The following is a 23,983-nucleotide window of genomic DNA, read 5'->3' as shown; positions in this document are numbered from 1 at the left end:
CTCAAAAATTCTCACATCCCGAGGCCCACCAGTATATAGTAAAGCCTATAAGAAATGCAATGTGTAAAAACTATATATGGCCTGGCCTATAATAATAGAAAATATGAGTCGGCCCTTCATGTATTGAAAAACTGTTGTTTGAGCCTGACTATCAAAGTTTTTCACCCACAAAAAACGAAAAAAGAAGTCGGATTACAGGAACGCAGCAGAAAGCCTCAGGGCTTTACAGGCTGTCCGACAATTACTATCAGTAATATCGGAATTCCGTTTTTTTCGATTTAAAGGCTTTATATGCCTTTTTTTTTACCTGTTTTTGCCTTGAAATTGAATTGTCGGACAGCTTCTTTAGTGGGGGGTAGTTGACGCTATTTTGAAACATTGGCCATATCTTTTAAATTTAATTGAATTAACATAGTTAACTTTCTGGTTTTTCACCCAAAAAGCAAACCTTTCCCAGGTACTTACTTCCCCAGTCACAAAGGGATTCCAGGACAGGAATCACGGTTTTTCCAAAATATGTAAGAGAATATTCTACTTTTGGGGGGATCTCGGGATATACGAACCTCAGTACAAGTCCATCTTCTTCAAGTTCCCTAAGCTGTTTTGTGAGCATTTTAGGGGACACTCCATGCAGATTTTTCTGCAACCTGGAAAAACGCAGGGTATCTTCCTTTAAAGCCCAGAGGATCAGAGGTTTCCATTTTCCCCCAATAACATCCAGGGTCGCTTCCACGGGACAGTGGTACTGCTTGCCGTTTCTTCCGTTAAGGTTCTTTTCTTCGCTTACCATAAACTCCCTTGCTATCATTTTTGTAAGTAAGTATCCTGGTTGATTGTATGGTATATAAATATAGTTGCTTCAAATAAGCAAGTGGAAGACAAAAATCTAAACTAAAAGTATAAAATAAGTTCCCAAAAAGAAGCCCCTCTACTATTCAACAGAAATTCAATACGAAAGGAGGCCAGAATACGGACACATTAGAAGCGATTCATACAAGGTCAACTACCTCACGCTAAAGCAGTGGGGCTTGCAAAAGCCCTGGTTGACCAGCCTAAGTCTTAATTGACTACGTTGGAAATGTCATGATACCTACGAATGCTTCCTCAGTTTGTAGCTCTATCGTGTAGCATTAAAAGTTCTGAGAGGTAGGAACGGTGTGTTACACATGAAAAGCATATCCAACATTGGCGAGGGGAGACAGTTTCAAAAACTGCGTTACCTGCTACGGAAATTTGTTTCCAGAGCAGAGTGGAGAAATCCAGCATGATATTCGTACTGAACAGAAACAAAGAACCGTTAAGTCCCTGCCATGAAGCGGTTGCCAGAAAACTGCTCAAATCAGGACAAGCGGTTATCCACAAAAAGTATCCTTTCACAATCCGGCTTAAAGAGCTAAAGGATTCTAAAGATCAGTCAGAACTTCGGTTGAAAATAGATTATGGAAGCCGCCATACAGGTCTGGCCATTCTAAACGGTTCAACGGTAATCTGGACTGCCCAACTGCACCATAAAACAGGAATTAAAACAAAACTTGAGGACAGAAGAGCAATGCGAAGAAACCGGAGAAATAGAAAAACCCGTTATCGAAAACCAAGGTTTATGAACCGTAAAAGGCGGGAAGGCTGGCTGCCTCCATCCCTGCAAAGCCGTGTTGACAACATCGAAAATTGGACTAATAGGCTCAGAGAACTCTGTCCTTTGACACATATTTCCTATGAGAATTGCAAGTTTGACACTCAACTTATGCAAAACCCGGAGATCAGCGGAATTGAGTATCAGCAGGGAGAGCTTCAAGGGTATGAGGTAAGGGAATACCTGCTTGAAAAGTTTGGTAGAAAATGTGTTTACTGCGGAGCCGAAAACGTTCCTTTGGAGATTGAGCACATCGTTCCTAAAAGTAGAGGGGGCTCAAACAGAATTTCCAACTTAACCTTAGCTTGCAGAGAATGCAACCAGGAAAAAGGTAATAAAACCGCAGAAGAATTTGGACACCCGGAAGTATATGATTTAGTCAAAAAACCGCTTAAAGATGCTGCAATTATAAATGCCACCCGATGGAAAGTGTTCGAGGCATTGACTAAAACAGGACTTCCTGTAGAATGTGGTACAGGTGCAAGGACGAAAATGAACAGAATCAAGATAGGTCTACCCAAAGATCACCATTTTGATGCTATTTGTATAGGGGAATCCACTCCAGAAAAAATCAATTTTGCAACAAACACCGTCCTGCATATCAAAGCAAAAGGAAGAGGGCAGTATAAAAGAACAAATCTCGATAAGTACGGCTTTCCTCGTTCATACCTTCCCAGGCAAAAAACCTTTTTTGGTTTTCAAACTGGCGATACAGTCAAGGCGGTTGTACCCAAAGGCAAGTACAAAGGGACATGGTTTGGTTCCGTTGCTTGTAGAAAATCGGGTAGTTTCGACATCAAAAACAAAGAGGGGAAAAGGATCTCAATTAATAAAAAATACTTCAAAGTATTACAGAGGACAGATGGTTATGAATATTCAACAGAGAAGTGCGGCATTCCTCCCGGCGCTAAAGCAACCGGGCTCCCTGCCTGAATTTTTGTGGGGATACAACTCAGGAAAAAGTCCCCGGGTTCTGGATGCAGGACTGTTCGGCAGCAACTCAGAACCTTTTGCTTGCGGCCCATGCCCTGGGCCTGGGGGCGGTCTGGACCGGGATTTATCCCATGGAAGACAGGGTAGAGGGTTTCAGAAAAGCGTTTGGGCTGCCGGAACACGTAATCCCCCTGGGTTTTGTCCCGATAGGATATCCTGCCCAAGAAGCGGAGCCACAGGACCGCTACAGGGAAGAAAAAGTCTATCATAACAGGTACGGCGAGAGAAAAGAATAAAACGTCAGCTATTTAGTAGACATCAATATTTTTTATAAGAGAGTGGAGGGAAAATAAAATGAAAGTAGTAGCATTTAACGGAAGCCCACGAAAAGAGGGGAACACAGCAAAGCTCATAGAGCATGTTTTTTCGGAACTCGAAAAGGAAGGAATAGAAACTGAGATGGTGCAACTTGGCGGAAAAAGCATTCATGGCTGCACAGCCTGCATGAAATGTTTCGAGAATAAGGACAAAAAATGTGTCATTGACAAAGACATAATCAACGACTGCATCGCAAAGATGGTAGAAGCCGACGGAATTATCCTGGCCAGCTCTACATATTTTGCAGACCTTACTCCTGAACTCAAAGCCCTGATCGACCGGGCGGGAATGGTCGCAATTGCAAATGATTCCCTTTTTAAGCGGAAAGTGGGAGCAGCTGTAGTGGCAGTCAGAAGGGCCGGCTCAATCCATGCCTTTGACTCCATAAACCACCTCTTCACCATCTCCCAGATGATTATTCCGGGCTCCAGCTACTGGAACATGGGAATAGGCCTCGCCGAGGGGGACGTTGAAGGAGATGAGGAAGGCATCCAGACCATGGAAACCCTGGGCCAGAATATGGCCTGGCTTTTGAAGAAACTTAATGATTAAATTTCCAGCTACGAAAGCAGGATTCTCGAACCTTTTTCATAGGGACCCCGGTCTCCCTGCAACAATTGCAGGACCTCTACCTACCTTTTTTTACCGTATCACTTTGCAGGGAGGAAACCGGCCTTGCACAGTGCTCTTTTATACCCCCACACCAATCTCTATTCGGGGGAGAATATGAAAGTTCTTTACGTTTATGCGCACCAAGAACCAACGTCATTTAACGCTGCCTTAAAAGATACAGCCCTTTCCGCCCTGAAGGAAAAGGGTCACGAAGTAAAAGTCTCGGATCTCTATGCAATGAAATTCAAAGCCATCCTTGACGCCGAAGACTTCCCGGATCGAAAAAAGCCAGAGGTCTTCAAGCCTTTCCTTGAAGCAATCCACGCCTCAAAAACAGGGGCCTTTTCGGCTGATATCAAGGCCGAAATGGAAAAAGTGGAATGGGCCGACCTCCTTATTTTCCAGTTCCCGGTCTACTTCACCTCCATGCCCGCAATCATGAAAGGCTGGATAGACCGGGTCTTTGCCCCGGGCTTTGCCTTTAACCCGATCACGCAGAGCGCCTACGAAACCGGACTTTTGAAAGGAAAGGCCGCAATGCTTGTCATGAGCACGGGAGCCTCTGATGAATGGTACTCAAAAGGCGGGGCTCATGGGGATATTCACGAACTTTTTAAATACATCACGCACTGCATCTTCGAATACGTGGGGCTGGAAGTTCTGCCCTCCCACATAAACTTTGAGGCGAGCGGCTATTCCAGGGAGAAGGGCACGGAAGAGCTTGAAAGGTACAGACAAAAATTATTAAAACTCTGAAAAAAGTTCTCAAAAAACGCCATTTTAAAATTTTTAATAAAAACATTCGCTGAAAAAGAAGATTGAAGAAAATACTTTTTTGACATAACTGATTAAATTATTTCCTTAATTATTTCTCAATTTTTAGACACTCTTATTTTTATAAAAACCTTTATAACCCGTTATGTATTTTCAAACATAACCCTTAAATCTCATACTGCGGAAGTAAAGCTCATATTTATGAAGGTGTCTCTATGAAAAAACTCTGCACATTTACTTTAATTTTATTACTGCTGATTACGGCGGCCGGGTCAGGCTGTGCGGATAAAGCTTCTACCAGCCCGGTTTCGGAAAATCCGGCTTCAGACCAGATATCGGAAAATCCGGCAAAACCGTTTGAAGGAAAAGAACTTTCGGTCTGTGCCGGGGCCGGGCTGATAAAACCCATGAACGAACTGGTCGCTAAGTTTGAAAACGAGACCGGAGCCGACATCCAGGTCCGGTACGGGGGAAGTGCTGAAATCTTCGGCATCCTGGCAGCCGGGCAGTGTGACGTCTTCATCCCGGGGGCCTACTACTACACGGAACAGGCCATGAGCCGGCACTACGTGCTCAACGAAAGCGTCACAAACCTAACGTTGCACGTCCCCGTAATCGCGGTCCCTGAGGGAAATCCCGGAAACATAAACAGGCTTGAAGACCTTGGAAACCCCGGTTTGAAACTGGCTCTCGGAGACCCAAAAGGCCCTGCAATAGGAAAAGTTGCGGAAAAGATCTGTGGAAACTGCGGGATCCTGGTCGGGGTCGAGAATAACACAATTGTCCGGACCGCGACCGTAAACCAGCTCCTTATCTACATCGTAACCGAACAGGCCGACGCGACCATTATCTGGGAGGACATGGCAAACTGGGGCGAAGCTTCCGGAAAGCTTGAAACGGTCCCCATCACGGCCGAACAAAACACAATCAAGACCATTCCAACCGCGGTTTCGACCTGCTCCGAAGAACCTGAACTCGCGGAGGCCTTTAACACTTACATCGCAAGCGAGGAAGCCGGAGAAGCCTGGGAAAAATGGGGCTTTAAGCCATGCAGTTCATGAGGCATTCCGCGTTCAGGAACGTAAGCACAGGCATAGCCTGTTTTTTTACCTGCCTGCTTTTCCTGGCTGTGGGGACCCTCCCCTTTATTTTAAAACCTTCTGAACTCCTTGAGGCCCTCCTCTCGGAAGAGATGCTCTACTCCATGAAGCTCTCCCTGCTCACGGCTTCCGTTTCAACCTTTTCAGTCATGTTTTTCTCAATCCCCACGGCCTACTCTCTTTCTCGTTTCGATTTTTTCGGGAAAAGCCTGGTAAAAGCCATCCTGGGGCTCCCCATGGCTTTTCCGGAACTCGTGCTGGGGCTTGCCCTCCTGCTTCTTTTCGGGCAGACCCCACTGGGAATGGGACTCGAAGAGCTTGGAATAAGGGTCCCATTCAGCAAACTCGGAATAGTCGTGGCCCAGTTTTTCGTGGCCTTCCCTTATGCGGTCCGGGTCATTTACTCCACCTTCGAAAGCATCGACCGCCGCTACGAACAGGTCTCGCGAAGTTTCGGCTACGGGGAATTTGAGACTTTCCGGAACGTGACTCTCCCCATGGCCAAAGGCGGGCTCTTTGCCTCGACCGTCATAAGCTTTGCTCGCTGTATCGGGGCCTTTGGGGCCGTGTTGATCCTGGCCGGGGGTTCCTACATGCACACCGAAGTCCTGCCGGTCACCCTTTACCTGAATATTTCCTACGGAAACCTGGAGATGGCCATCACAAGCGGGGTCCTGCTCATGGCAATAGCGTTTTTCGCAATACTCTGTTTCGAGCACTTTGAAGGAGCCACTCAATGAGTTTTCTAGAAGTCCGGGGCCTGGACCTTGACGTGGGAGGATTTGAGCTAAAAAATATTGGTCTCAGGGCTGAAGAAGGAGATTACGTGGCTGTAATCGGCCCCTCAGGCAGTGGAAAATCTCTCCTGCTGGAAACCCTCATAGGGTTTTACAGCCCGAAAAAAGGCCGGGTTTTCCTGGAAGGCAGGGACATTACGGACTTTACGCCTGATAAGAGGCAAATCAGCATCGTCTATCAGGACCATGTGCTTTTCCCCCACATGACGGTCTTTGAGAACATCGCCTACGCCCTCCGGAAAAAAGTGAAGGATAAAAAGCGGATCGAAGCAGAGGTCGGGCGCATTGCAGGTCTTCTGGAAATTACCCACCTCCTGGCCCGCAAACCCACCACCCTGAGCGGCGGGGAAAAGCAGAGGACGGCCCTTGCGAGAGGCCTGGTCGTTCGGCCCAAACTCCTGCTCCTGGACGAGCCTTTCAGTGCTCTGGACGTGAGGACAAAGGAGAGGCTGCGGGAAGTCCTGAAAAAAACAATCAAAGAGTACAGCACCACCGTGCTGCATGTTACCCACGACTTTGATGACCTCTGGGCCCTGGCCGATTGGGTGCTTATCATAAGAAACGGAGAGGTCATGCAGGAAGGGGAACCTGAAACCGTATTCAAGCGCCCGTCCCCGGATTTCGTGGCTGAATTTCTGGGCACGAACCTGCTTAAAGGCAGAGTCCAGTCCAGAGAAGGAAATTTGACTGTTCTTGAAACAGGAGGAGAAAATCCGGGGTTGGGACCGGGGATCGGGTCGGAACATTCCCTGACCCTTTACTCCAGCGACCCCGGAGAGCCCGGAGAAGAGCTCAGCATATCAATCCGGCCGGAGGAAATTATCCTGGCCGGAGGAGCTCTTGAAAGCTCGGCCCGGAATATGCTGAAGGGCAGGGTGAAAACGCTTGTTAAAAAGGAGCATCTTGTAAGCGTAAACCTGGAACTTGAAACAGGAACAGGAGCAGCCTCTGGCCTCGAACTCAGAGCCGTGATAACTCCCACGTCCTGTGAGCTTATGGACCTTGGAGCCGGGAAAGAAGTTTATGCCATATTCAAGGCAGCAAATGTCAAAATAATTCGATGACCTGAGATTATAGTCAGGTTCAGAATATTCCAAATAATCTCGAAAAAAGAAACCACGGAACACACGGAGCACACGGAAAAAAAAATGTATGGATATGCCAATTACGGTTACTCTGGTGTTTTATCCAGAGTTGCTTTTGAATATAGTTATTTTAGGAACCCGGTAATCCACCGGCCATCAGGCCGGTTTCTGTGTATTTCCGTGTGTTCCGTGGTTAATAAATGGTAAACAAAAATATTTGAGATCATATTAGACCTAAGAACCAGGGAGACACAAAAAATATGATAGACCTTTTTGAACTGTATTTTTTTGAAGACTGTCCCTATCAGGACGAAAGCGCGGACCTGCTGAAACTTGAAGGAAAAGGAACCCTTAAAATTAGGTCCAGGGAAGCAGGAGTCTCGGCCTGCACGGACGATCTGGCCGCCTATTACGAAAAAAGAGGCCTGAAAGTCACCGCCTACCTTGAAAACGGCCAGCCGTTTGAGCCTGAAGCCACTATTTTTGAAGCCGAAGGGGATCTTAGAACCCTCTTTAAGATGTGGAGAGTCTCCCAGACCTTCCTTTCCATCATGTGCGCAATCGCCGGAAAAGCGGCCTCTTTCGCAGACACGGCTCGGAAGGCAAACCCGGATGTGATGATAGCAACGAGCAGAAAAACCCACCCTGGAGCCCGCAAATATGAGATAAAAGCCGTCCGAGCCGGAGGAGCCGATGTTCATAGAAATTCCCTCAGTGACTCTATACAGCTCAGCCAGAACCACCTGGGTGTTGCAGGAGATCTGGGAAAACTCCGGGCCCTGAAAAAGATTGAGATCGAACCCAGGTCAAGGGAAGAAGCTTTCAAGTACGCCGAGATGGCAGATATAATGCTTCTTGACCACCTTTCCCCTGAGGAACTTCAGGAGCTTGGGCCCGAACTCAAGAAACTCAACCCTAAACTCGAACTGGCCGTTGGTGGGATAAAAGCGGATAAAATTCCGGAATACGCACCTTACGTGGATATAATAGTTACAACCGCCCCCTACTACGCCCAGCCGCTGGACTTTACAACGAAGATTGAAAGAATCTGAGGAATGGAAAAAATATAACTTCAGATTTTCAGTTTGTGAATTGATTCATAGCCATATAGATTGTGTTTTTGTTGGCAAAAACATTTGGTGTGTGCATTCAAACCACGGAACACACGGAACACACGGAAAAAGAACTCCCGGAAGACGGCAATTACGGTTTTCCGGCGTTTTTCAGTCCTCTTGAGCTCGCAAAGCGAGCGAAAAGGACCCCGTGCTGTTGCGATTTCATCGCAACTCCCAGGAAATCTTCGATTTCCTGTGATCCCGAAGCGGAATTCGGGTGGTTAAGGAATCGTAAACAAAAATATTTGAAATATATAAAACTCATTTTTAAATTATAAAGGAGGGATTGCGATACCGGAAAATATAGAAGCTGTGGAGAAACAGGAAAAAGAGGAAATTGAAGAAAACAGGGTCATACCCACCCTTGTAAAAGAACTCAGGGAAAAATTCGGCTCGGCTCTGGAAGAGATTAAGGCCGAAGACGTCCGTATCGGTCTGGCTTATACGGGAGTGAAAATTTCCGGCGGCTGGGGAGGCGTGGACTGTACTCCGCTTTACGAATTTTCCGGCTGTCCGGCCGTGGGGTTTGCGGGAAAACTGAAAGGCAGCCCCGTAGACGAGGTGCTCGAACTGGCCTTATCAAAAGGCCCCCTTCAGGCGGCCGTGGGGATAGCGGCTGCTAATGCTCTTGCTCACCGGCTGCTGGATTCAGAATACGTGGACAAGGAAAAAACATTCCCGGTTTCAGATCTGGACGTTCTGGACCTTATCAGGCCTGGGGACAGAGTCTCGATGGTGGGGTACTTCCAGCCTCTGGTTCCGGCTATTTTGAAAAAGGCCGGGAGCCTGACAGTGCTTGAAAAGCGGGAAGTTGAAAGCCCGAAGGTCAAAATCCTGGCATCCGAAAAGGCCGGGGAAGTTTTGCCTGCCTCGGACGTTGTAATCCTGAGTGCAAGCACCCTTGCAAACGGGACCGTGGACGAGCTTCTTGAATTTGCGGTTTCCGGAAAAGCAAGGGAGGTTATACTGCTCGGGCCGAGTGCACCACTTTACCCGAGGCCCTTCTTTGAGAGAGGGGTTACGGCCCTTATGGGCACGAAGATTACGAATACGGAGGGTATGTTAACCGTGCTCAGCGAAGGTGGAGGAACCAAAAAACTTCATCGCGGGTGCGGAGAAAAGGTGGCTTTCAGGAAAGAAAACTGAATTATTTTCCCGTCTTTTTGGTTTTTGGAAGCCACTTTCAGTGGGCTTCCATCTTTCTTTTTTGGATTTGAGTTTTTCAGGGCCGGCAGAGGTTTTGAGGTTTTTTGTAACTATTCAGCCTAGGCAAAACAACATCAATAGCCATCTTTAGTAAGATTCAATGGGCAAATTTCAGCATATGCCTTTTCTTTAATTGTTGGTGGTTGATTGTGTTTTTTCATATTATCTCAGTTAGTAATAAGACTTCTCTAATTCGTCAAAATCATAATCAATAGCCTGATTTTGATAGGCTGAATAGTTACGGTTTTTTTCAGAACAGGGCTCGGGTTTTTTGGATTGATGTATGAGAGACTGGGGCTCTCACAGGCCGCAAAGTCGGCCGGATTTTCCAGAAAAAACGCACATGAAATTCCCGAATCATAGGCACAAAAAATGAAAGTACGCCCGACTTTCATGCCAAATTACAGGTGGCGTTTTCCAAAAATCATGCTCTATAGTTACTCTATAGTTATACACTTCATAAGAGATTCCTCCCTTTTGTTTGATTTATTGCCAAACGGATTTACAGGACCAAACAACTCTTCTCTGGAGTAACCAGTTATGTTCACAAGTTTGAAAATTAATTCTTCTTTATCAGCAGGTTCATTTTCTGAAACCACTTCTTCAGTTCCTGTCCATTCAGGCAACTCGCTCACCTTCTCTATAGATTTCACGGTCCCATTTGGTGTATCTATAGCTACCACGTAGATTTCTCCACCAGTGATTTGCGAATGAATGGATATTACGGACCCTTGAAGGAAATCAGCTTCCTTATAAAGACCCTCCAGAGAGCTATCCGGTCCAATGGTTTTTAATGTACCATTTTGCATCTCAATAATTACTTCGTGAATATACGAGCCGTTGACCCGGATATATGCTATGGATTCCCCTGATTCATTGAAGATATTTCCATCTGCATTTACAGCTGCATAGTTTCCTTTTGTCAGATTTTGAAACTCGCCATCATTCATGCATATTTCATAAAGTACTTGCGAGGCAGGCCTCCTGTCAAATCCACCACAATTATTTACAGAAGGATTATTGGAACGATTATCAACTTCGTGAAAGAAAAATAAGATAGTTGCAAGGGATATAGCAACTATTAAAACAGTCCAGAGTTTATTTTTCAAGAGAGAGATTCCTCACTTTTATTTGTTTTATTACCAAACGGATTTTCAGGACCGAACAACTCCTCCCTTGAATGCTTACCACCTTCCAGAAGTTTAGAGATTACTTCTTCTTTATCAATAGGTTCACATGAAACCACTTCTACAGGAGGGTTGTGTGCAACATACACAGGTTCTCCATATTCAATCAACTCTTCAACTGTTTCCGGTGCGAGATTAAGCTCACTGGAACGCGCCTTCAGTTGATTTAAAGGAATTACTTCTATCCCGTACTTTTCCTTTTCTGCTTCAGTCATTTCACTTGGTGCACGACTTGGAGCTGTTACCGTAAATGTCCATTTAACACCTACTATTTCATAGGATGGACCAAATAAGTAGTCCCCCACAGAAAATTTAACAGTTTGACCTGGCTTGATGTCATTAAGCCACCAGAAAAAATGTCCAACGTCTGTTTTATCTTGATCATATTCCCACTCTCGCCGTATCGTTTCCCCGTTGGATTCCTCATCACAGCCACTGAGCATAGAAGATACAAGAGTTGCCGCTGAAATAGCAAAACTTGCATAAGAGTTAATATAACTGATTGCAATAGAAGATATTGTATAGGCAACATTTGCATAATAAGCGCTGTTACCGTTAGGTCTGGGCCATGCGCCTATGTACTGTGAGTCCGTGCTGGTCCACATTGCCTGGTTTGCCTTATTTTCTACTTCTTTTATTTCAACAGCCTGAATCCTGCACGCTGCGGTAGATCCCCCGCTAGAAGTACGTGTTTCTCCCACACCAGTTATACGGTAATTGTATTCATATGCGTTCCTCGAAGGAATATATGGTGCTTCAAAACGGCCAACAGTAGCAGCTGTATATGCATTTATTCCACCATAATATACCGTATTTTTCAGCTTCCAACTATATACAGGAGTTTCATAAGCAGATGCCACTGGCATGAACAGTATGTCCATGATCAAAACTGCTGTAATTAATATATTAACGGCAACTTTTCTATTTCGTAACATTATATCGTTTACCTCACGGTTTAGTTGTCCACGGAGGCAGAACCATGCAAGCCTTAAATATTCGCAAAGCTAACATAATAATACCTCTTAGGGTAGATATTATGGAGTTCAGGTGATCGTGGAAAGTACATTTGAACTCCATGAATTACTTTATGGTTACTCTATATAAATTTTCTATCCAGATCATCAAACTGACTGTTTTCATGCTCATATCCAGTCTTTAATTATGATCAGATCTTTGATACTTTGGCCAGAAAAGCTATATATGAATAAAAATTGCGTGCGGCCACCCCGGCCTGAAGATCAGAATATTCGTGACTCTCCGCACTCCCGAAGTAATAAACATTTTTTCGGCATCAGTTGAAATATTTCTAATATGTGAATAGTTACTCTAAAATGAACTAGGAATCCTAAAAGGTCAAAAAACCAAAACCGGACCAGGAATCCCAAAAGTTCAAAAAACCAAAACCGGACCAGGAATCCCAGAAGTTCAAAAACCCGAAAACAAGCTCCAAAAATCTAAAAAGCTAAAAAAGACTAAAAATCCAGCACCCAAAAACCGGAAAGCGGAAGGGCCTTAAAAAACCCTTCCTCTTTTTCCGATAGATGATTGCTTTTTTTCTGCATTGCTCCTTCATTGGCAGCGATGGAGCAAACAGCTTACTTATCTACTTACTTTTTTCCTTTTCTTGCTTTAATTTTCGCAAAGAGCTGTTTGAGGGTGTCCTCGTTGCTCTTCGTGAACGTGAAAGGGGAGTCCGTGAAGGGCTCAAAGTGGACGGCCACGTCGTCGAGCCTGTAGAAGGTCCCGTCGCATTCCATGGCGTCGATGACTCCGGGGAGGACGACGTCCGAGGCCACGGTTGTCGGGCAGGGGGCGATGTCTAGGCAGACCAGAGGGAGGTTGGCCAGGTAAGAGGCACAGTCGGCCGGGATGTGGCAGACCAGGTCGGCACACATCACGAGGGCGGCGTCCACGTCTCTTTCCCTGAGGAGGTCCACAGTAGTGAATTCTCCGGGATTGTAGCGGGGGTAGCCCCGGGTGAAGTCAAGCCCGAAGGGGTAGCCGTAGAGGAAGGAGGCAACCTGGTTGAAACCTGCGACGTTGCAGTGGCCTCTGAGGGCTCCGAGGGTGAACTTCGTGAAGTCGTTCAGCTCCTGGACAAGCTTCATGGCAATCTCGGCGTTTCGGTGTTTTCCGATGGAAGAGGAAAGGCCAAGACCCACGGAAATGGCTCCGAACTTGCAGCTCTTCATCATTTCAAGCATTTCCTTCATGACGGAGATGGAAATCCCGGTAATCTCCTCGACTGAGGGGTGGGGCTCTTTTCCGTGCAGAAGGGTCAGGAGAGCGCTTGCCAGTTCGTAGTCCGAGCCGGGCTTGAGCTGGATGTGCAGGTCGGAGGCTTCTGTGGTCGGGGTCTTTCTCGGATCGATGGTTATGATCTTCCGATCAAAGCGGCCCTTTTTGGTCCAGTAACCTCTCGGAAAAGCTGCGTATCTCGACATCTGGCGGGGCATGGACTCAAGAGGGTTTGTGCCCCAGTAAATCAAAAGGTCGGCCCTGTTTTTCTTCTGGCCTTCCGTTGCTCCGACTTTTCCTGCTTCCTGGATTCCCATGGCGGTTGGACCGTGGCAGATCGTGGCGTTTGAGTCCACGACTCCACCCAGGTATTCCCCGATATGGAGCCCTACTTCATGAGCTTCACAGGAGGTCTCGCTGCCCATGAAGAGCAGGGGGCGTTTGGCCGAGCAGAGAATATCGGCTGCCTTTTCAAGGGCCGCGTCCCAGTCGGCGGGACTGAGTTCCTTTTCGCCTTCGGCTTTCATTAAGGGCTGCCTGATTCTGTGGGTACTTACAACCTCCTTGAACTTGGCACTGCCCATTCTACATGCATTTTTAACTTCTATTGTCCCGTCCCCGAGCTCGACCTGGATATCGTCGCAGGCGGCCCCACAGACCGGACAGACAATGTTTTTATACAACATTTTTATTGCCCTCCGGCATACACTTTCAAAACAACATCCCTGGCGCTCAGCACCTCAGCATCCGTCGGTTCAACGTCCACGGGGGCTCCCTTGTAGAGAGGGGAGCCCGTGGAAAAGGTATCTGGGTCCACGACGACGTTTGACCAGATGGCCCTCGGCATGAAGACGTGGCCGGGCTCGACCGAGTCCGTGCACTTTGTCCGGACAGCAACCGAATGCTTTTTGTCCCTGCTTGTAACCCTCACCTTCTCGGGCGAGCCGAGCGTCTCGAAATCAGCGGGAGAGAGCCAGCAGACTGCGCATTCGACCTGGTACTCGTCAGTAAGCTTATCTCCGCCTTTGGCAAGCCTGCCCTCTTCAATCGTACTTCCTGTAATGAATATTACTTCCATACCTCTCACCTCAGAGTTCCGGGTTTGCAGAAGCGCCCACGTAGAGCACGCCTTTTGCCCGCTTGCTGATTGCGTAGTCCCCGGTGAACTTCTTGAACTCGCCTTCGTATTCGAGTTCCCCGAAACTGAGCCCTGATTCCATTCCCGTGGACTCAAAACCCGGAGAAAAACGCTCGATTTTGCCGCAGATAACGATAGTTCCACCTTTCATTTCGACACCAACGCCACGGTAGGCTCCGCCTTTTACAGCGATAAGCCCGCCGTTCTGGTGGATCCCACAGAAGTGCTGGACACTGCCTCCTACAAGGATTTCCCCGCCGTCCAGGCCGCCTCCGAGCTGGTGCCTGGCTGAGCCATCGATTACGATGCGGCCGCCTTTCATGCCATGCCAGGAACCACGGTAAGCACAGCCCACATGGTCCTCTGCGTTTCCTTTGATGTGAAGGAGTCCGCCTTCCATTTCCATACCTGCCCAGGAATCCGCGTCTCCGAAAACCACGAGCTCGCCGCCTTTCATGCCGGCTCCGACGCGCATTCCGACCGAACCTTCAATCTCGATCCGGCCCGCGCTCATTTCGGCTCCGATCTGCTTTACCCTGTAGGCTTCGCCTATTATGCGGATTAGGGTCTCTTCCGCAGTCGTTCCGGTTTTCCCTTCGACCTCGAAAAATTCGGAGAGGGGAACAGAGTTCGGGCCCTGCCAGACAGACAGGTTTTTGATTTCTTCGACAGTTTTCCCGGCAAAGTTGTCGGGGGTGATTACGTCTGCCTCAATTTTGATATCGATTTCTTTTTTAAGAGTGAGTATTAGCTCTTCCATGGCTTCAGCTCTCCTGGTTTATCTGAATGGGAGTCGGGTTTTCGAGGTACTTTAAAGGGGTCGGGTAGTTTGCGAACCCTATCGTGTAGTACCTGAACCACTTCTGTACATCGGCCAGCATTTCCTTTTCCCGCTCGTCTTCCACATGCACATCGGAGTAGTAGGTGCGCTTTTCGGGCACGGACACGATTTCTCCGCTCTTTGCAACGATTTCTCCGCCCTTGACGGTGTAGGCTGCCTGCCTGAAAGCCCGGAGGAGATCCTCAGAGTTGTTCGCGTTAAGGGTCTGTGGGTCCAGGTCATAGACAGTAACATCTCCGTCCGCGCCGATTCCGAGGGAGCCTTTGCGGTGGGCCATGCCTATGGTCTTGGCAGGGTTAGCCCTGGTAAGGATTGCGAGGTCATATAGGGAGAGTTCCCGGTTTACGCCGCCGAGTTCGGTGCGGTCGTTGGCCCATTTGTGGCATTCGCCGAAGGTCTGTTTCCTGTAGGCTTCGGACATGATCCAGGTCATGACTTCCGGATACTTCGTGAAGGGGCCGCCGTTCGGGCTGTCCGTGGTCATGATGGTTTTCCAGGGGTCCTTGATGAGGAGGAGAGTTTCCAGACCCATGGCCCACTGCATACTGTGCACGGGGTTGGACTTGAGGTAGGTAAAGGGAATCACCCCGGACCCGCATTCGAGTTCAATATCGGCGTTTGACCATTTGTTTCCGGTAAGAGTATAAAGGTCGTGGATTGCGGGCCCGTCTCCGGTCATGACCGTGGCTTCTCCAAAGGGGGTACAGCCACTGTCGATTACCACGTGGTCTTTGCTGTTGATGTAGGAGGCGATGTCCTTTACCCCGGACTCGCAGTCCCTCCAGCTTGTACCCGCGAAACTGTTGAACATAAGATGAGTGAGGTAAACTGAGCGATCCCTGGCAGGGTCAATTTTTGTCTCGGCCCATTCAACGCCCATTTTCTGTTTGGGCTTGACCGAGGCCGGGATTTTCAGGGATTCCTTGGTGATTTCACAGCAGCCGGGGTGGCCCAGGTTGTTTGCGTGCAGGTGCAGAGGCATGGGCATTCCAAGCATTTCGTTGACCTCAGCCAGGCCTTTGATCATTTCCCGGGGGGACATTTCGAAGTGAATGTTGGCCTGGTCCAGGTTGTTAATGTTCTCGCCCCAGCCCCAGTTCTCGACTCCGGCCGGGTTGACACATTTTATCCCGTAGGTCTTATGGGTCTTCATCATCCAGGCAACGTAAGCCGCGGCCCTCTCAAAGTCCCCTTCTTTGAGGTAGCGCATGAGGAACCAGTTATTTCCCAGAACAAGGTAGCTGCCCATGTCGAGCAGGGGAGTTGCACGCATCTCTTCGTGGGTGTGGCGGGCCTCAAGAGGCGGGACTGCTGCCTCGAAAACCGTGGTATAGCCCATGGTCGCGTAGTCGTAGCCCTGCTTATAAACGGAAGGGACTGTGTAACCTGAGCCCGAGTGGGTGATATCGGTCTTTAGGCGATTGGTCTTGTAGTGGTCCTCAGGTCTCATCTGCCGGCCAGCGTTGACCTTGGCACCTGCAACGTGGGAGTGAGAGTCAACCCCTCCGGGCATGACGGTCTTGCCTTTGGCGTCGATTACTTTCGCGTCTTTCATATCGGCAGGGGAGAGTTCCCTAACGACTTTACCGTCCCTGATGAAGACATCCATGACGTCCCCCTTAAGCTCGTTGAGGGGATCAAAGACGTGTCCATTCTTGATTACAATTGTTCCTGCCATTTTTACTCCTCCCTTTTCACAAGCCGGATAGCATCCACGGGACAGATAAGGGCACAGGTCCCGTCTCCGCCGCAGAGGGCCTGGTCAACGACTCCGATCCTGCCGTTTCTCACTTCAAGGATGGCTTTGTTTTCCAGGTTATTCAGATGCCCTGCGGCAAGTTCAGCGTCTTCTGCCGCGTTTACGGGACAGACAATCACGCAGTTTCCACAGCCCAGACAGGCGGCCTCGTTGGTTTCCAGTCTGGTACGGAGGGCAGCCTCGGGGGCAGGGACCTCAATCAGCTTTTTCTCAAGTGGGCCTTTCTTCTGCATTTCCGGCAGGATTGCGGTCTTTCGGACATCAATTGCGTTCACCGGACAGGCTACGGCACAGGCCCCACAGTAGATACAGGCCTCGGGCCTGTGGGAGATTTTAGCCACTCTTTCCCCGGCTTCCCAGTCTTTGTTGAAGAGAGCTCCTGCAGGACAGACCTCAATACAGGTATGACAGGTCTGGCAGACGTCTTCCTTAAACTCCCAGCGGCCTTCAAAGGGTTTTTCAACGCTGATTGCATCCACAGGACAGACGGCCGCGCACCAGCCGCAGTGGACACAATTTTCGGTGTCTACAACGGTCTTGCCGACCAGTTTCAGGCTTCCGTCTTCGGCAGGTTCCCGAGTCACGGTGATGCAGTTCTGGGGACAGATTTCCTCACAGAGTCCGCAGTGAACACAGTTTTCTTCCGAGACGGTTGTCGCTTTTAAGGCTCCTGATATGTAGGAATCGTCCTTCAGGGACTTTCCTTCCTGTCTCAGTTCAAGGGCTCCGGTGGGACAAACTTTTGCGCAGATCCCGCAGACCAGGCATTCCTCTCCTTTTATTTCCAGGAATGCCTCGTCAAGCAAGCCCCGGGCAATAGCGCCCACGGCTCCGACTGAAAGGACCCCTTTCGGGCAGGCCTGCACGCAGGTCCCGCAGCCGATGCATTTTTCAGGCAGGTAAACAAGTTGCTTGTCTTTCTTTTCGGAAAAGACAGCCTCTTGCGGTTCTTTTTGCATATTATATTCCTCTCTACATTATTCTGTACATGTGCCGCACAGCAGCTCATTATTATAGCGAATGAACATCTCACCGCATTTTTCACAGCGCTGAATGCGCTTTTTTGCCCTGACCGGGACCTCGAGTTCGACCATTTTCCAGGAGTAGACGTATTCTCCTGCGGCCAGCAGTTCGGGCAGGACTTCCGTGTGAGGGAGTTTTGCGGTATTCAGGTACCAGGCATGCAGTTTCGGATACGCTTTTGTTTTCTCAGCGTCGAGAATGATGCGGACTCCCTTAACGGATTCATCCTCGGCCCCCCGCTTGTTCACGGTGACAGCCATCTTGCCAAGTTCTTTGATTTTCAGCCGGTTGTTTCCCGCAGTCGCCCCTCCAAGAATTTGGAAGGGGTCAGGGACACAGTTTCGAGTCTCACTGGTCACGTAAATCCGCTCTCCTTCCCGGACATCAAGCACTTTTCTGGCAATGTTGAACATCTGAAGCCCTATGAAGGCCCCGGAGCTCAGATAGCCGTGGAAAGGAACAAGCCTCTCGATCTGGGAAAGCAGTTCAGGGTCCTCAATCTGTTTAATAATTGATTCCATCCGATACCTCTTAAACTCTTAAATTAAATTATGAACTTTTCATTCCGATTTTCGTATTTTTCAGGCCCCCTCGATATGTTTACTTAAACATATCCGAAAGAAATACAGTATGCTTCAACCCGACAGACAGGAAAACGGAACATATATTTCTTCAACTGAATTATGTTAACCTGAACATAACATTCGAAAATATCCCATCCAGCAAAGATAAATCTTCTGGAGGAAGCCGAAAGACATTTTATTTAAGGGAAAGGAATTCCCCAAAACGCTGGAAACAGGGACCTGATCCGGCAGAAACTTTTAAGCAGGCCCTTTCCTTTAAGCGGAAATACATCTGAATCGGGGGGACAGGCCAGAACACTTCCAGACCTTATTAGTAGTTAATATTTTTGTTATGTTCAGTTAAACATATCGCATGGTATGGATTTTGCTTTTTGAATAGTATAATGAGATCTTTTATAAAATTATCGTTGGTAAATAAACATCAAAAAAAAAGAGGATGGGGCAGACAGGAAAATGGAAGAGTTGATCTCAGGGTACAATATCCACAATGGCTTTTTCTTTGGCAAGCATAACCCGCCTGTCCCTGTCAACAAGAGTTATAGTAATTTCAGAGCCTGCCTTAAAAGCATAATTATCCGAGGTGTCCTCAGTTTCGTTAACCTTTACGTGCACGCTTGTATATGCATCACCTTCAGGACTGTTTTCTCCATTAAGAACCAGACGTTCTCCAGCAGTCCAGACTCCGTCCTCTAACATCTGCTGATTACTATTCCAATAGATTTCGTTTTTCCCGGTTGGAGTCAGATCGGCGTAGGTGACAAACGTGTTTCCTTTTATGGCCTGATCCCCTTCACTCACGTTGCCACTATACGAATTACCATAACCATTAATTTTGATAGAAGTGGATTCAAATGAAAGGGAAGTGCCTCCCCCATGCACCAAGATTATCTGGTTTTCATCGAATCTGGCTCTTTCGTCATTGTGCCCAAAATTGGTAAACCCCCCTTCCACAAGCTCGATTTCTATACAGGCCCCGATAGGCTCCAGGTTTCCGGCCACTAAAGACCCACAAACGCCAAAAGCTCCCGCAGCTACAGCGGCCGCAAAGACCACAACTATCAGTAAAAGAAAAATAGTCCCAATCAAAGGACTTAAAGCCTTCGTAGAAGCTTTTAGTGAAATTCTGGATTTTAAATACCCTGGCTTTTCTGCCCCCATAAGAAAATAATTTATTATGATTTCATAAATAAGTTAGGATTGATGTAAAAGAATTAAAACAGAATAGCTGCTTATTTCATAAAAACATAATTTTTAAAACCGGAAACATCTTTAAAAGAAAATTGAAATATATTGGGGCAGATTCAGAGCACGCAATTTGATTTCTTTTGCTTTTTCTGGCCCTCTACAGATCCTTTTTCGAGTTCAAAAATCTCCCTGGACTTTCTGAGTTCTCTTTGGCTCTGGAAATAATATATAAAGACCGGGAGGATACCGAAGAAGAGGACAACAAAAGCCGCAAGAAACAATTTCGTGGCAGACTTTTGATAGTATTTACGATCTATTGACTGGTGAGGCTCCTTTTCCCCGGCCCCAATCAAAAAAAGGAAATTTGCTAGGGGCGTTCACCAGCAAAGGCCTTCGTAATCGATATTTCTGGCTTTGATAACCCGCCGGCCGTCAATTACAACCTTTTCCTTCATCCCTTCAAACTCGGAGTCCAGTTCTTTGAACTCGTCCCACTCGGTCATTACCAGACAGGCCTCGGCTCCTTCAAGAGCTGCTTTTGCTTTTTCGTGGTAGCCGATTGCAGGAAAGACCTTTTTCATGTTTTCGGCTGCCAGGGGGTCGTAAGCCGCAACCTCTGCCCCGAGGCGGAGGAGTTCGGCAATGACTGGAATTGCCCTGGATTCCCGGATGTCGTCGGTATCATTTTTGAAGGCCAGGCCGAGGACTGTGATTTTCTTCCCCTCGATATCTCCGATTTTTTTCCGGAGGAGCTCGGTCATCATGAGGGGCTGGGTCTCGTTTACTGAAATTACGGATTCCAGGAGGGTTGGTTTGTATCCGATTTCTTTTGCCTTGCCGATGAGGGCTTTTACGTCCTTGGGAAAACATGAGCCCCCGAAACCTGCCCCGGAATTCAGAAAGGCCGGGGAGATCCTGAAGTCCTTTCCTATGGCCTGCATGACCTCGTGGGTGTCAATGTCCAGTTTCTTACAGATGTTTCCGATTTCGTTTGCAAAGGAGATCTTGGTCGCCAGGAAGGAGTTGTTTGTGTATTTGATCATCTCCGCGGTCCTCGGGTTTGTGAGGGTAATTTCACAGTCCAGGGGCCTGTAGAGTTCGGATACGACTTCTCCAGCCTTTTCGTCAGTGGCGCCCACAACGATCTTGTCCGGGTTCATGAAGTCTTCGATGGCTTTTCCTTCCCGGAGGAATTCCGGGTTCATGGCAACCCCAAAGTCCTGGCCCGCTTTTTTTCCTGAGGCTTCTTCAAGGATAGGGAGCACAACCTTTTCTGTGGTCTCCGGGACAACCGTGCTCTTTACGACCACCACATGGTAGCCCGCTTTTTTTGCTAGGGCCTGACCTATGCTTCTGGCCGCGGCCTTTACGATTGCGAGATTGATGTTTCCGGCATCATCGGACGGGGTCCCCACACAGATAAAGGAAATTTCTGAATTCTGGACTGCGTAATCATAATCTGTTGTCGCAAGGATTTTTTTTCCTGCATATTTCCGTAACAGTTCTTCAAGCCCCTCTTCGTAGATCGGGGGAACACCCGCATTGATAAGTTCTACTTTTTTTTCGTCGATGTCCACACAGGCAACTTCATGCCCTATGTCGGCAAAACAAGTTGCCGTAACCAGACCCACATAACCTGAACCGATGACTGAAACTTTCATTTTTATCCCTCTGTAAAGAACGTATGGTCTCTTTGTTTTTGAGGCTTGCTTCTCTTTTTGAGAACCTGCAATTAATTGATTGTTATCCGGGAGGCTTCTATTGCCTTTTTTTGGAATGGTGCCTACACTCAACTTTAAAAAATAGTATTTAGATGTTTCCCCGTCGTCAACTATTCCGATCTGCCGACCTTTGGCTGTCGAGGACAGAGATCCCTTTCCCCTCTTATTCTCGCCTGATAGTTCAAAATAGGGGTTGTGGTTTTCTGGGTCACTAATGGAGGCATTCCACGAAAAAATTCGTTTAATTATTTAAGAGTTGATCCTTCAGGCTGGGGATTACAGGAACGCAGCAGAAAGCCCCAATGCTTTATAAACTGTCTAATAATTGCTGGTAGTAATGTCATAACGTCTTCTTTTTTGATTTAAAGGCTTTATATACCTTTTTTTCACCTGTTTTTGCCTTGAAATTGAATTGTCGGACAGCTTCTTTAGCGTGGGGTCGTTGACATTAGCTCAGATTAAGAGCGTCCTGTGATTTGCAGGTCAGGACAATTGACCAGGGTTGGAATACATCTCAGAATGTTATATAAGAAACTGTAATTCCCCCCAATTAATATAATTTTAATATAATATTTTATTCTCCTTTACAAAATCTCACAAATTGGAAATTTGTGCGGACAGTACACATCTGAGGGGGAGTTATTAGGCTAACTGGTATGGCTTTTTCAAGTCCTGAATTTGGAGTTATTGCTACAATAGCGTTGATCTTGCTTCTTTCCTCCAAAGAAGTTCTTTCAGTGTCAACTCTGTGGAGTAGGACTCTCAACAATTCTTTGAACATGGGAGTTATCCCTCTTTTGCTCGCGTTTTCTGCAATCGTTGTATTAAAGATTTCAGAAATTCTATGACATTATTTTTATGAGTGGAACCCCTTTCTATTTTTTTTCATCCTTTTCCTGCAACCTTTCTGATACTATGGAAAATTATATGTCCCTCTCTGCTCTTTTCTCAAAGCATGAATGTGCTGATTACCGGAGGGGCCGGGTTCATTGGGTCCCATCTTGCAGAATATTTTGTAAATGAAGGACATCAGGTCCGGATCCTGGATAACTTTGAAACAGGTTACCTGAAAAACGTACCCCTCCACAAAAACATCGAGTTCCTGGAAGGAGATATCTGCGATGAGAAAACAGTTTCAAAAGCGGTTCTGGGCATTGACTATGTCTTTCATGAGGCTGCCCTTGTGTCCGTGCCCTTAAGCTGCGAAAAACCTGCCGAGGCTTTCAGGATAAACACCCTCGGGACTCTGAATGTGTTGCAGGCCTGTGTTGCAGCGGGGGTTGAGAAATTCGTAACCGCATCTTCAGCAGCCATTTACGGAAACAACCCGGAACTTCCAAAACGTGAGAGCATGTACCCAGAACCTGCTTCCCCCTATGCGATTTCCAAACTGGACACCGAGTACCTGGCCCGCATGTTTTATGAGGAGCATGGACTTCGGACCACCTGCCTGCGCTACTTCAACGTCTATGGGGCCAGGCAGGACCCAAAATCTCCCTATGCCGCCGTAATTCCAATCTTTTGCGAGCGGGCAAAGGCTGGAAAAGATCTTTTGATCTATGGAGATGGGGGGCAGACCCGGGACTTTGTGCACGTCCGCGATGTGGTCCAGGCAAATGTAGCGGCCCTTGAGCATGGGGACGGGGACTTTTTTAATGTTGCGATGGGAAAAAGCTTGACTGTCCGGGAACTTGCGGAGACGGTTCTTGAAGCCACAGGCTCTTCTTCCGAGATCGTGTATGCAGAGCCCAGGGCAGGAGATGTCCGGGACTCAAGGGCGGATGTCTCGAAAATCTCCGGCTGGTGGAAAGGGAAAATTGAATTGAAGGAAGGGTTGCTGGATTTGCTGGTCCAAAAGTGAACTTAAATCAGGCAGATTCAGGACAGGCCCATATGAGGTATGACTCCGAAAAGAAACACGTTTACTAATCCGTGTAGTACTATAATAAAAGGTAAACTTCGTGTTTTATAGAAGATGATGCCTATGATAAGCCCCACGAAAAAAGTGTAAAACATTTCGTATGGAGTGCCATAACCAGAGTGCATGAACCCGAAAAGGAGGCTTGCAACAAAGATTCCTGTCAATGTGCCAAAGACTTCTACAAGTCTTGTTTGCAACATCGCCCTGAAAACTATTTCTTCAATCAAACCCACGAAGAAGAGCATCACGACTGTGAGTTTCAAAAGATTCAGGGGGGAGAGATCCGGGATCAGGTAGCCTGTCTGGATGGTTGAGTATTCCCCAAATCCCAGCAGGAAACCCAGTGGGATTGCAAGAGACATATAGAGCCACAGTTTTTTGTCGAAGATCAGGCCTATCTCTTCACGGGTCATTTTCTGATGCTTAGCAGCAATCGCTACCGGGATTGCCAGGGGGGCGTAGATGAATACAAAGGAGTAAAGAGCCAGGTCAAAAAAGACAGGCATTGAGAGGTTGACCAGGCGAAGGATGGGCAGCAGGAGCAGGGCCTGGTAACTTTTCTGTACCTGCTCGTCTTTCATGACCGTGGCGGAGAGGGAAAGGACTATAAGTATGATTGCGTGCAGGAAAATCGCTTCTTTTATTTTTCCGAAATAGATCAGCAATTCAGCAAAGGCAATGCCTATGACTGGTATTCCAATCAATCCCTTTATGCTGGTCAAATAAATTTTTAATTTACTTGCACCGGTGAAG

General features: G+C 47.5%; 22 protein-coding genes and 1 pseudogene. 10 read left to right on the top strand and 13 right to left on the bottom strand.

Annotated features, from left to right (window positions below; genetic code table 11):
- Nucleotides 1–415: 415 nt before the first annotated feature.
- Entirely contained in the window at nt 416–790 is a 375-nt protein-coding gene (locus tag ACZ5QV_RS05815) for a winged helix-turn-helix transcriptional regulator (RefSeq protein WP_464601639.1), read from the bottom strand.
- A 474-nt stretch (nt 791–1,264) separates the two neighbouring features.
- Here ACZ5QV_RS05815 and iscB point away from each other — a divergent pair, with 474 nt between their 5' ends.
- The 9 genes from iscB to ACZ5QV_RS05770 all read left to right on the top strand — a co-directional run bounded on the left by iscB (nt 1,265) and on the right by ACZ5QV_RS05770 (nt 9,573).
- Complete coding sequence (iscB, locus tag ACZ5QV_RS05810; protein ID WP_464601638.1) at nt 1,265–2,566, top strand: RNA-guided endonuclease IscB; 1,302 nt, start codon at nt 1,265–1,267, stop codon at nt 2,564–2,566.
- A 44-nt stretch (nt 2,567–2,610) separates the two neighbouring features.
- A complete protein-coding gene (locus ACZ5QV_RS05805; protein ID WP_464601637.1) occupies nt 2,611–2,862 on the top strand; it encodes a nitroreductase family protein in 252 nt (83 codons plus the stop codon).
- Between the two features lie 58 nt (nt 2,863–2,920).
- Nucleotides 2,921–3,496, top strand: a complete 576-nt coding sequence (locus tag ACZ5QV_RS05800) for a flavodoxin family protein (RefSeq protein ID WP_464601636.1) — start codon at nt 2,921–2,923, stop codon at nt 3,494–3,496.
- 174 nt (nt 3,497–3,670) lie between these two features.
- The gene (locus ACZ5QV_RS05795) at nt 3,671–4,312 is read left to right on the top strand and encodes an NAD(P)H-dependent oxidoreductase (RefSeq protein WP_464601635.1); all 642 of its coding nucleotides are present in this window, start codon (nt 3,671–3,673) and stop codon (nt 4,310–4,312) included.
- Between the two features lie 233 nt (nt 4,313–4,545).
- Nucleotides 4,546–5,391 carry a molybdate ABC transporter substrate-binding protein gene (gene modA / locus ACZ5QV_RS05790; protein ID WP_464601634.1) on the top strand — a complete coding sequence of 282 codons (846 nt, stop codon included), beginning with the start codon at nt 4,546–4,548 and terminating at the stop codon, nt 5,389–5,391.
- Nucleotides 5,379–6,170 (top strand): ABC transporter permease, encoded by a 792-nt coding sequence (locus ACZ5QV_RS05785; RefSeq protein ID WP_464601633.1) that lies wholly within the window; start codon nt 5,379–5,381, stop codon nt 6,168–6,170. Before modA ends, ACZ5QV_RS05785 begins: the two co-directional genes overlap by 13 nt.
- Nucleotides 6,167–7,291 (top strand): ATP-binding cassette domain-containing protein, encoded by a 1,125-nt coding sequence (locus ACZ5QV_RS05780; protein ID WP_464601632.1) that lies wholly within the window; start codon nt 6,167–6,169, stop codon nt 7,289–7,291. Before ACZ5QV_RS05785 ends, ACZ5QV_RS05780 begins: the two co-directional genes overlap by 4 nt.
- A 281-nt stretch (nt 7,292–7,572) precedes the next feature.
- Nucleotides 7,573–8,364: a beta/alpha barrel domain-containing protein gene (locus ACZ5QV_RS05775; protein WP_464601631.1), complete on the top strand. Its 792-nt coding sequence runs from the start codon at nt 7,573–7,575 to the stop codon at nt 8,362–8,364.
- A gap of 375 nt (nt 8,365–8,739) precedes the next feature.
- Nucleotides 8,740–9,573: a Rossmann-like domain-containing protein gene (locus ACZ5QV_RS05770; protein WP_464601630.1), complete on the top strand. Its 834-nt coding sequence runs from the start codon at nt 8,740–8,742 to the stop codon at nt 9,571–9,573.
- 497 nt (nt 9,574–10,070) lie between these two features.
- Here the strand turns inward: ACZ5QV_RS05770 and ACZ5QV_RS05765 are convergent, their stop codons facing one another.
- From ACZ5QV_RS05765 to ACZ5QV_RS05715, 11 genes and pseudogenes are all read right to left on the bottom strand, one after another.
- Nucleotides 10,071–10,742, bottom strand: coding sequence for a hypothetical protein (locus tag ACZ5QV_RS05765; RefSeq protein WP_464601629.1), 672 nt, complete (start codon nt 10,740–10,742; stop codon nt 10,071–10,073).
- Nucleotides 10,739–11,701, bottom strand: coding sequence for a hypothetical protein (locus ACZ5QV_RS05760; RefSeq protein WP_464601628.1), 963 nt, complete (start codon nt 11,699–11,701; stop codon nt 10,739–10,741). The genes ACZ5QV_RS05765 and ACZ5QV_RS05760 overlap by 4 nt, the downstream gene beginning before the upstream one ends.
- 726 nt (nt 11,702–12,427) lie before the next feature.
- Nucleotides 12,428–13,744 (bottom strand): formylmethanofuran dehydrogenase subunit B, encoded by a 1,317-nt coding sequence (locus tag ACZ5QV_RS05755; protein WP_464601627.1) that lies wholly within the window; start codon nt 13,742–13,744, stop codon nt 12,428–12,430.
- A 2-nt stretch (nt 13,745–13,746) separates the two neighbouring features.
- Nucleotides 13,747–14,136 carry a molybdopterin dinucleotide binding domain-containing protein gene (locus tag ACZ5QV_RS05750; RefSeq protein WP_464601626.1) on the bottom strand — a complete coding sequence of 130 codons (390 nt, stop codon included), beginning with the start codon at nt 14,134–14,136 and terminating at the stop codon, nt 13,747–13,749.
- 10 nt (nt 14,137–14,146) lie between these two features.
- Complete coding sequence (locus tag ACZ5QV_RS05745) at nt 14,147–14,956, bottom strand: formylmethanofuran dehydrogenase subunit C (protein ID WP_464601625.1); 810 nt, start codon at nt 14,954–14,956, stop codon at nt 14,147–14,149.
- Nucleotides 14,957–14,960: 4 nt separating this feature from the next.
- Nucleotides 14,961–16,715 carry a formylmethanofuran dehydrogenase subunit A gene (locus ACZ5QV_RS05740; RefSeq protein ID WP_464601624.1) on the bottom strand — a complete coding sequence of 585 codons (1,755 nt, stop codon included), beginning with the start codon at nt 16,713–16,715 and terminating at the stop codon, nt 14,961–14,963.
- A gap of 2 nt (nt 16,716–16,717) precedes the next feature.
- Nucleotides 16,718–17,761: pseudogene (locus ACZ5QV_RS05735) on the bottom strand (4Fe-4S binding protein); the annotation flags it as partial.
- A gap of 12 nt (nt 17,762–17,773) precedes the next feature.
- A complete protein-coding gene (locus ACZ5QV_RS05730; RefSeq protein ID WP_464601623.1) occupies nt 17,774–18,340 on the bottom strand; it encodes an FmdE family protein in 567 nt (188 codons plus the stop codon).
- Nucleotides 18,341–18,871: 531 nt separating this feature from the next.
- Complete coding sequence (locus ACZ5QV_RS05725; protein ID WP_464601622.1) at nt 18,872–19,561, bottom strand: archaellin/type IV pilin N-terminal domain-containing protein; 690 nt, start codon at nt 19,559–19,561, stop codon at nt 18,872–18,874.
- 404 nt (nt 19,562–19,965) lie between these two features.
- A complete protein-coding gene (locus ACZ5QV_RS05720) occupies nt 19,966–21,249 on the bottom strand; it encodes a UDP-glucose dehydrogenase family protein (RefSeq protein ID WP_464601621.1) in 1,284 nt (427 codons plus the stop codon).
- Between the two features lie 634 nt (nt 21,250–21,883).
- Nucleotides 21,884–22,090 (bottom strand): hypothetical protein, encoded by a 207-nt coding sequence (locus ACZ5QV_RS05715; RefSeq protein WP_464601620.1) that lies wholly within the window; start codon nt 22,088–22,090, stop codon nt 21,884–21,886.
- A gap of 174 nt (nt 22,091–22,264) precedes the next feature.
- Between ACZ5QV_RS05715 and ACZ5QV_RS05710 the strand changes: the two genes are divergently transcribed.
- On the top strand, nt 22,265–23,170 hold the full coding sequence (locus ACZ5QV_RS05710; RefSeq protein ID WP_464601619.1) for an NAD-dependent epimerase/dehydratase family protein: 906 nt from the start codon (nt 22,265–22,267) through the stop codon (nt 23,168–23,170).
- A gap of 17 nt (nt 23,171–23,187) precedes the next feature.
- Here ACZ5QV_RS05710 and ACZ5QV_RS05705 read toward each other — a convergent pair whose 3' ends face one another.
- The gene (locus ACZ5QV_RS05705) at nt 23,188–23,934 is read right to left on the bottom strand and encodes a lysostaphin resistance A-like protein (protein WP_464601618.1); all 747 of its coding nucleotides are present in this window, start codon (nt 23,932–23,934) and stop codon (nt 23,188–23,190) included.
- Nucleotides 23,935–23,983: the final 49 nt, after the last annotated feature.

The organism is Methanosarcina baltica, from assembly GCF_055394095.1.
This window is presented reverse-complemented; position numbering and strand designations above follow the sequence as displayed.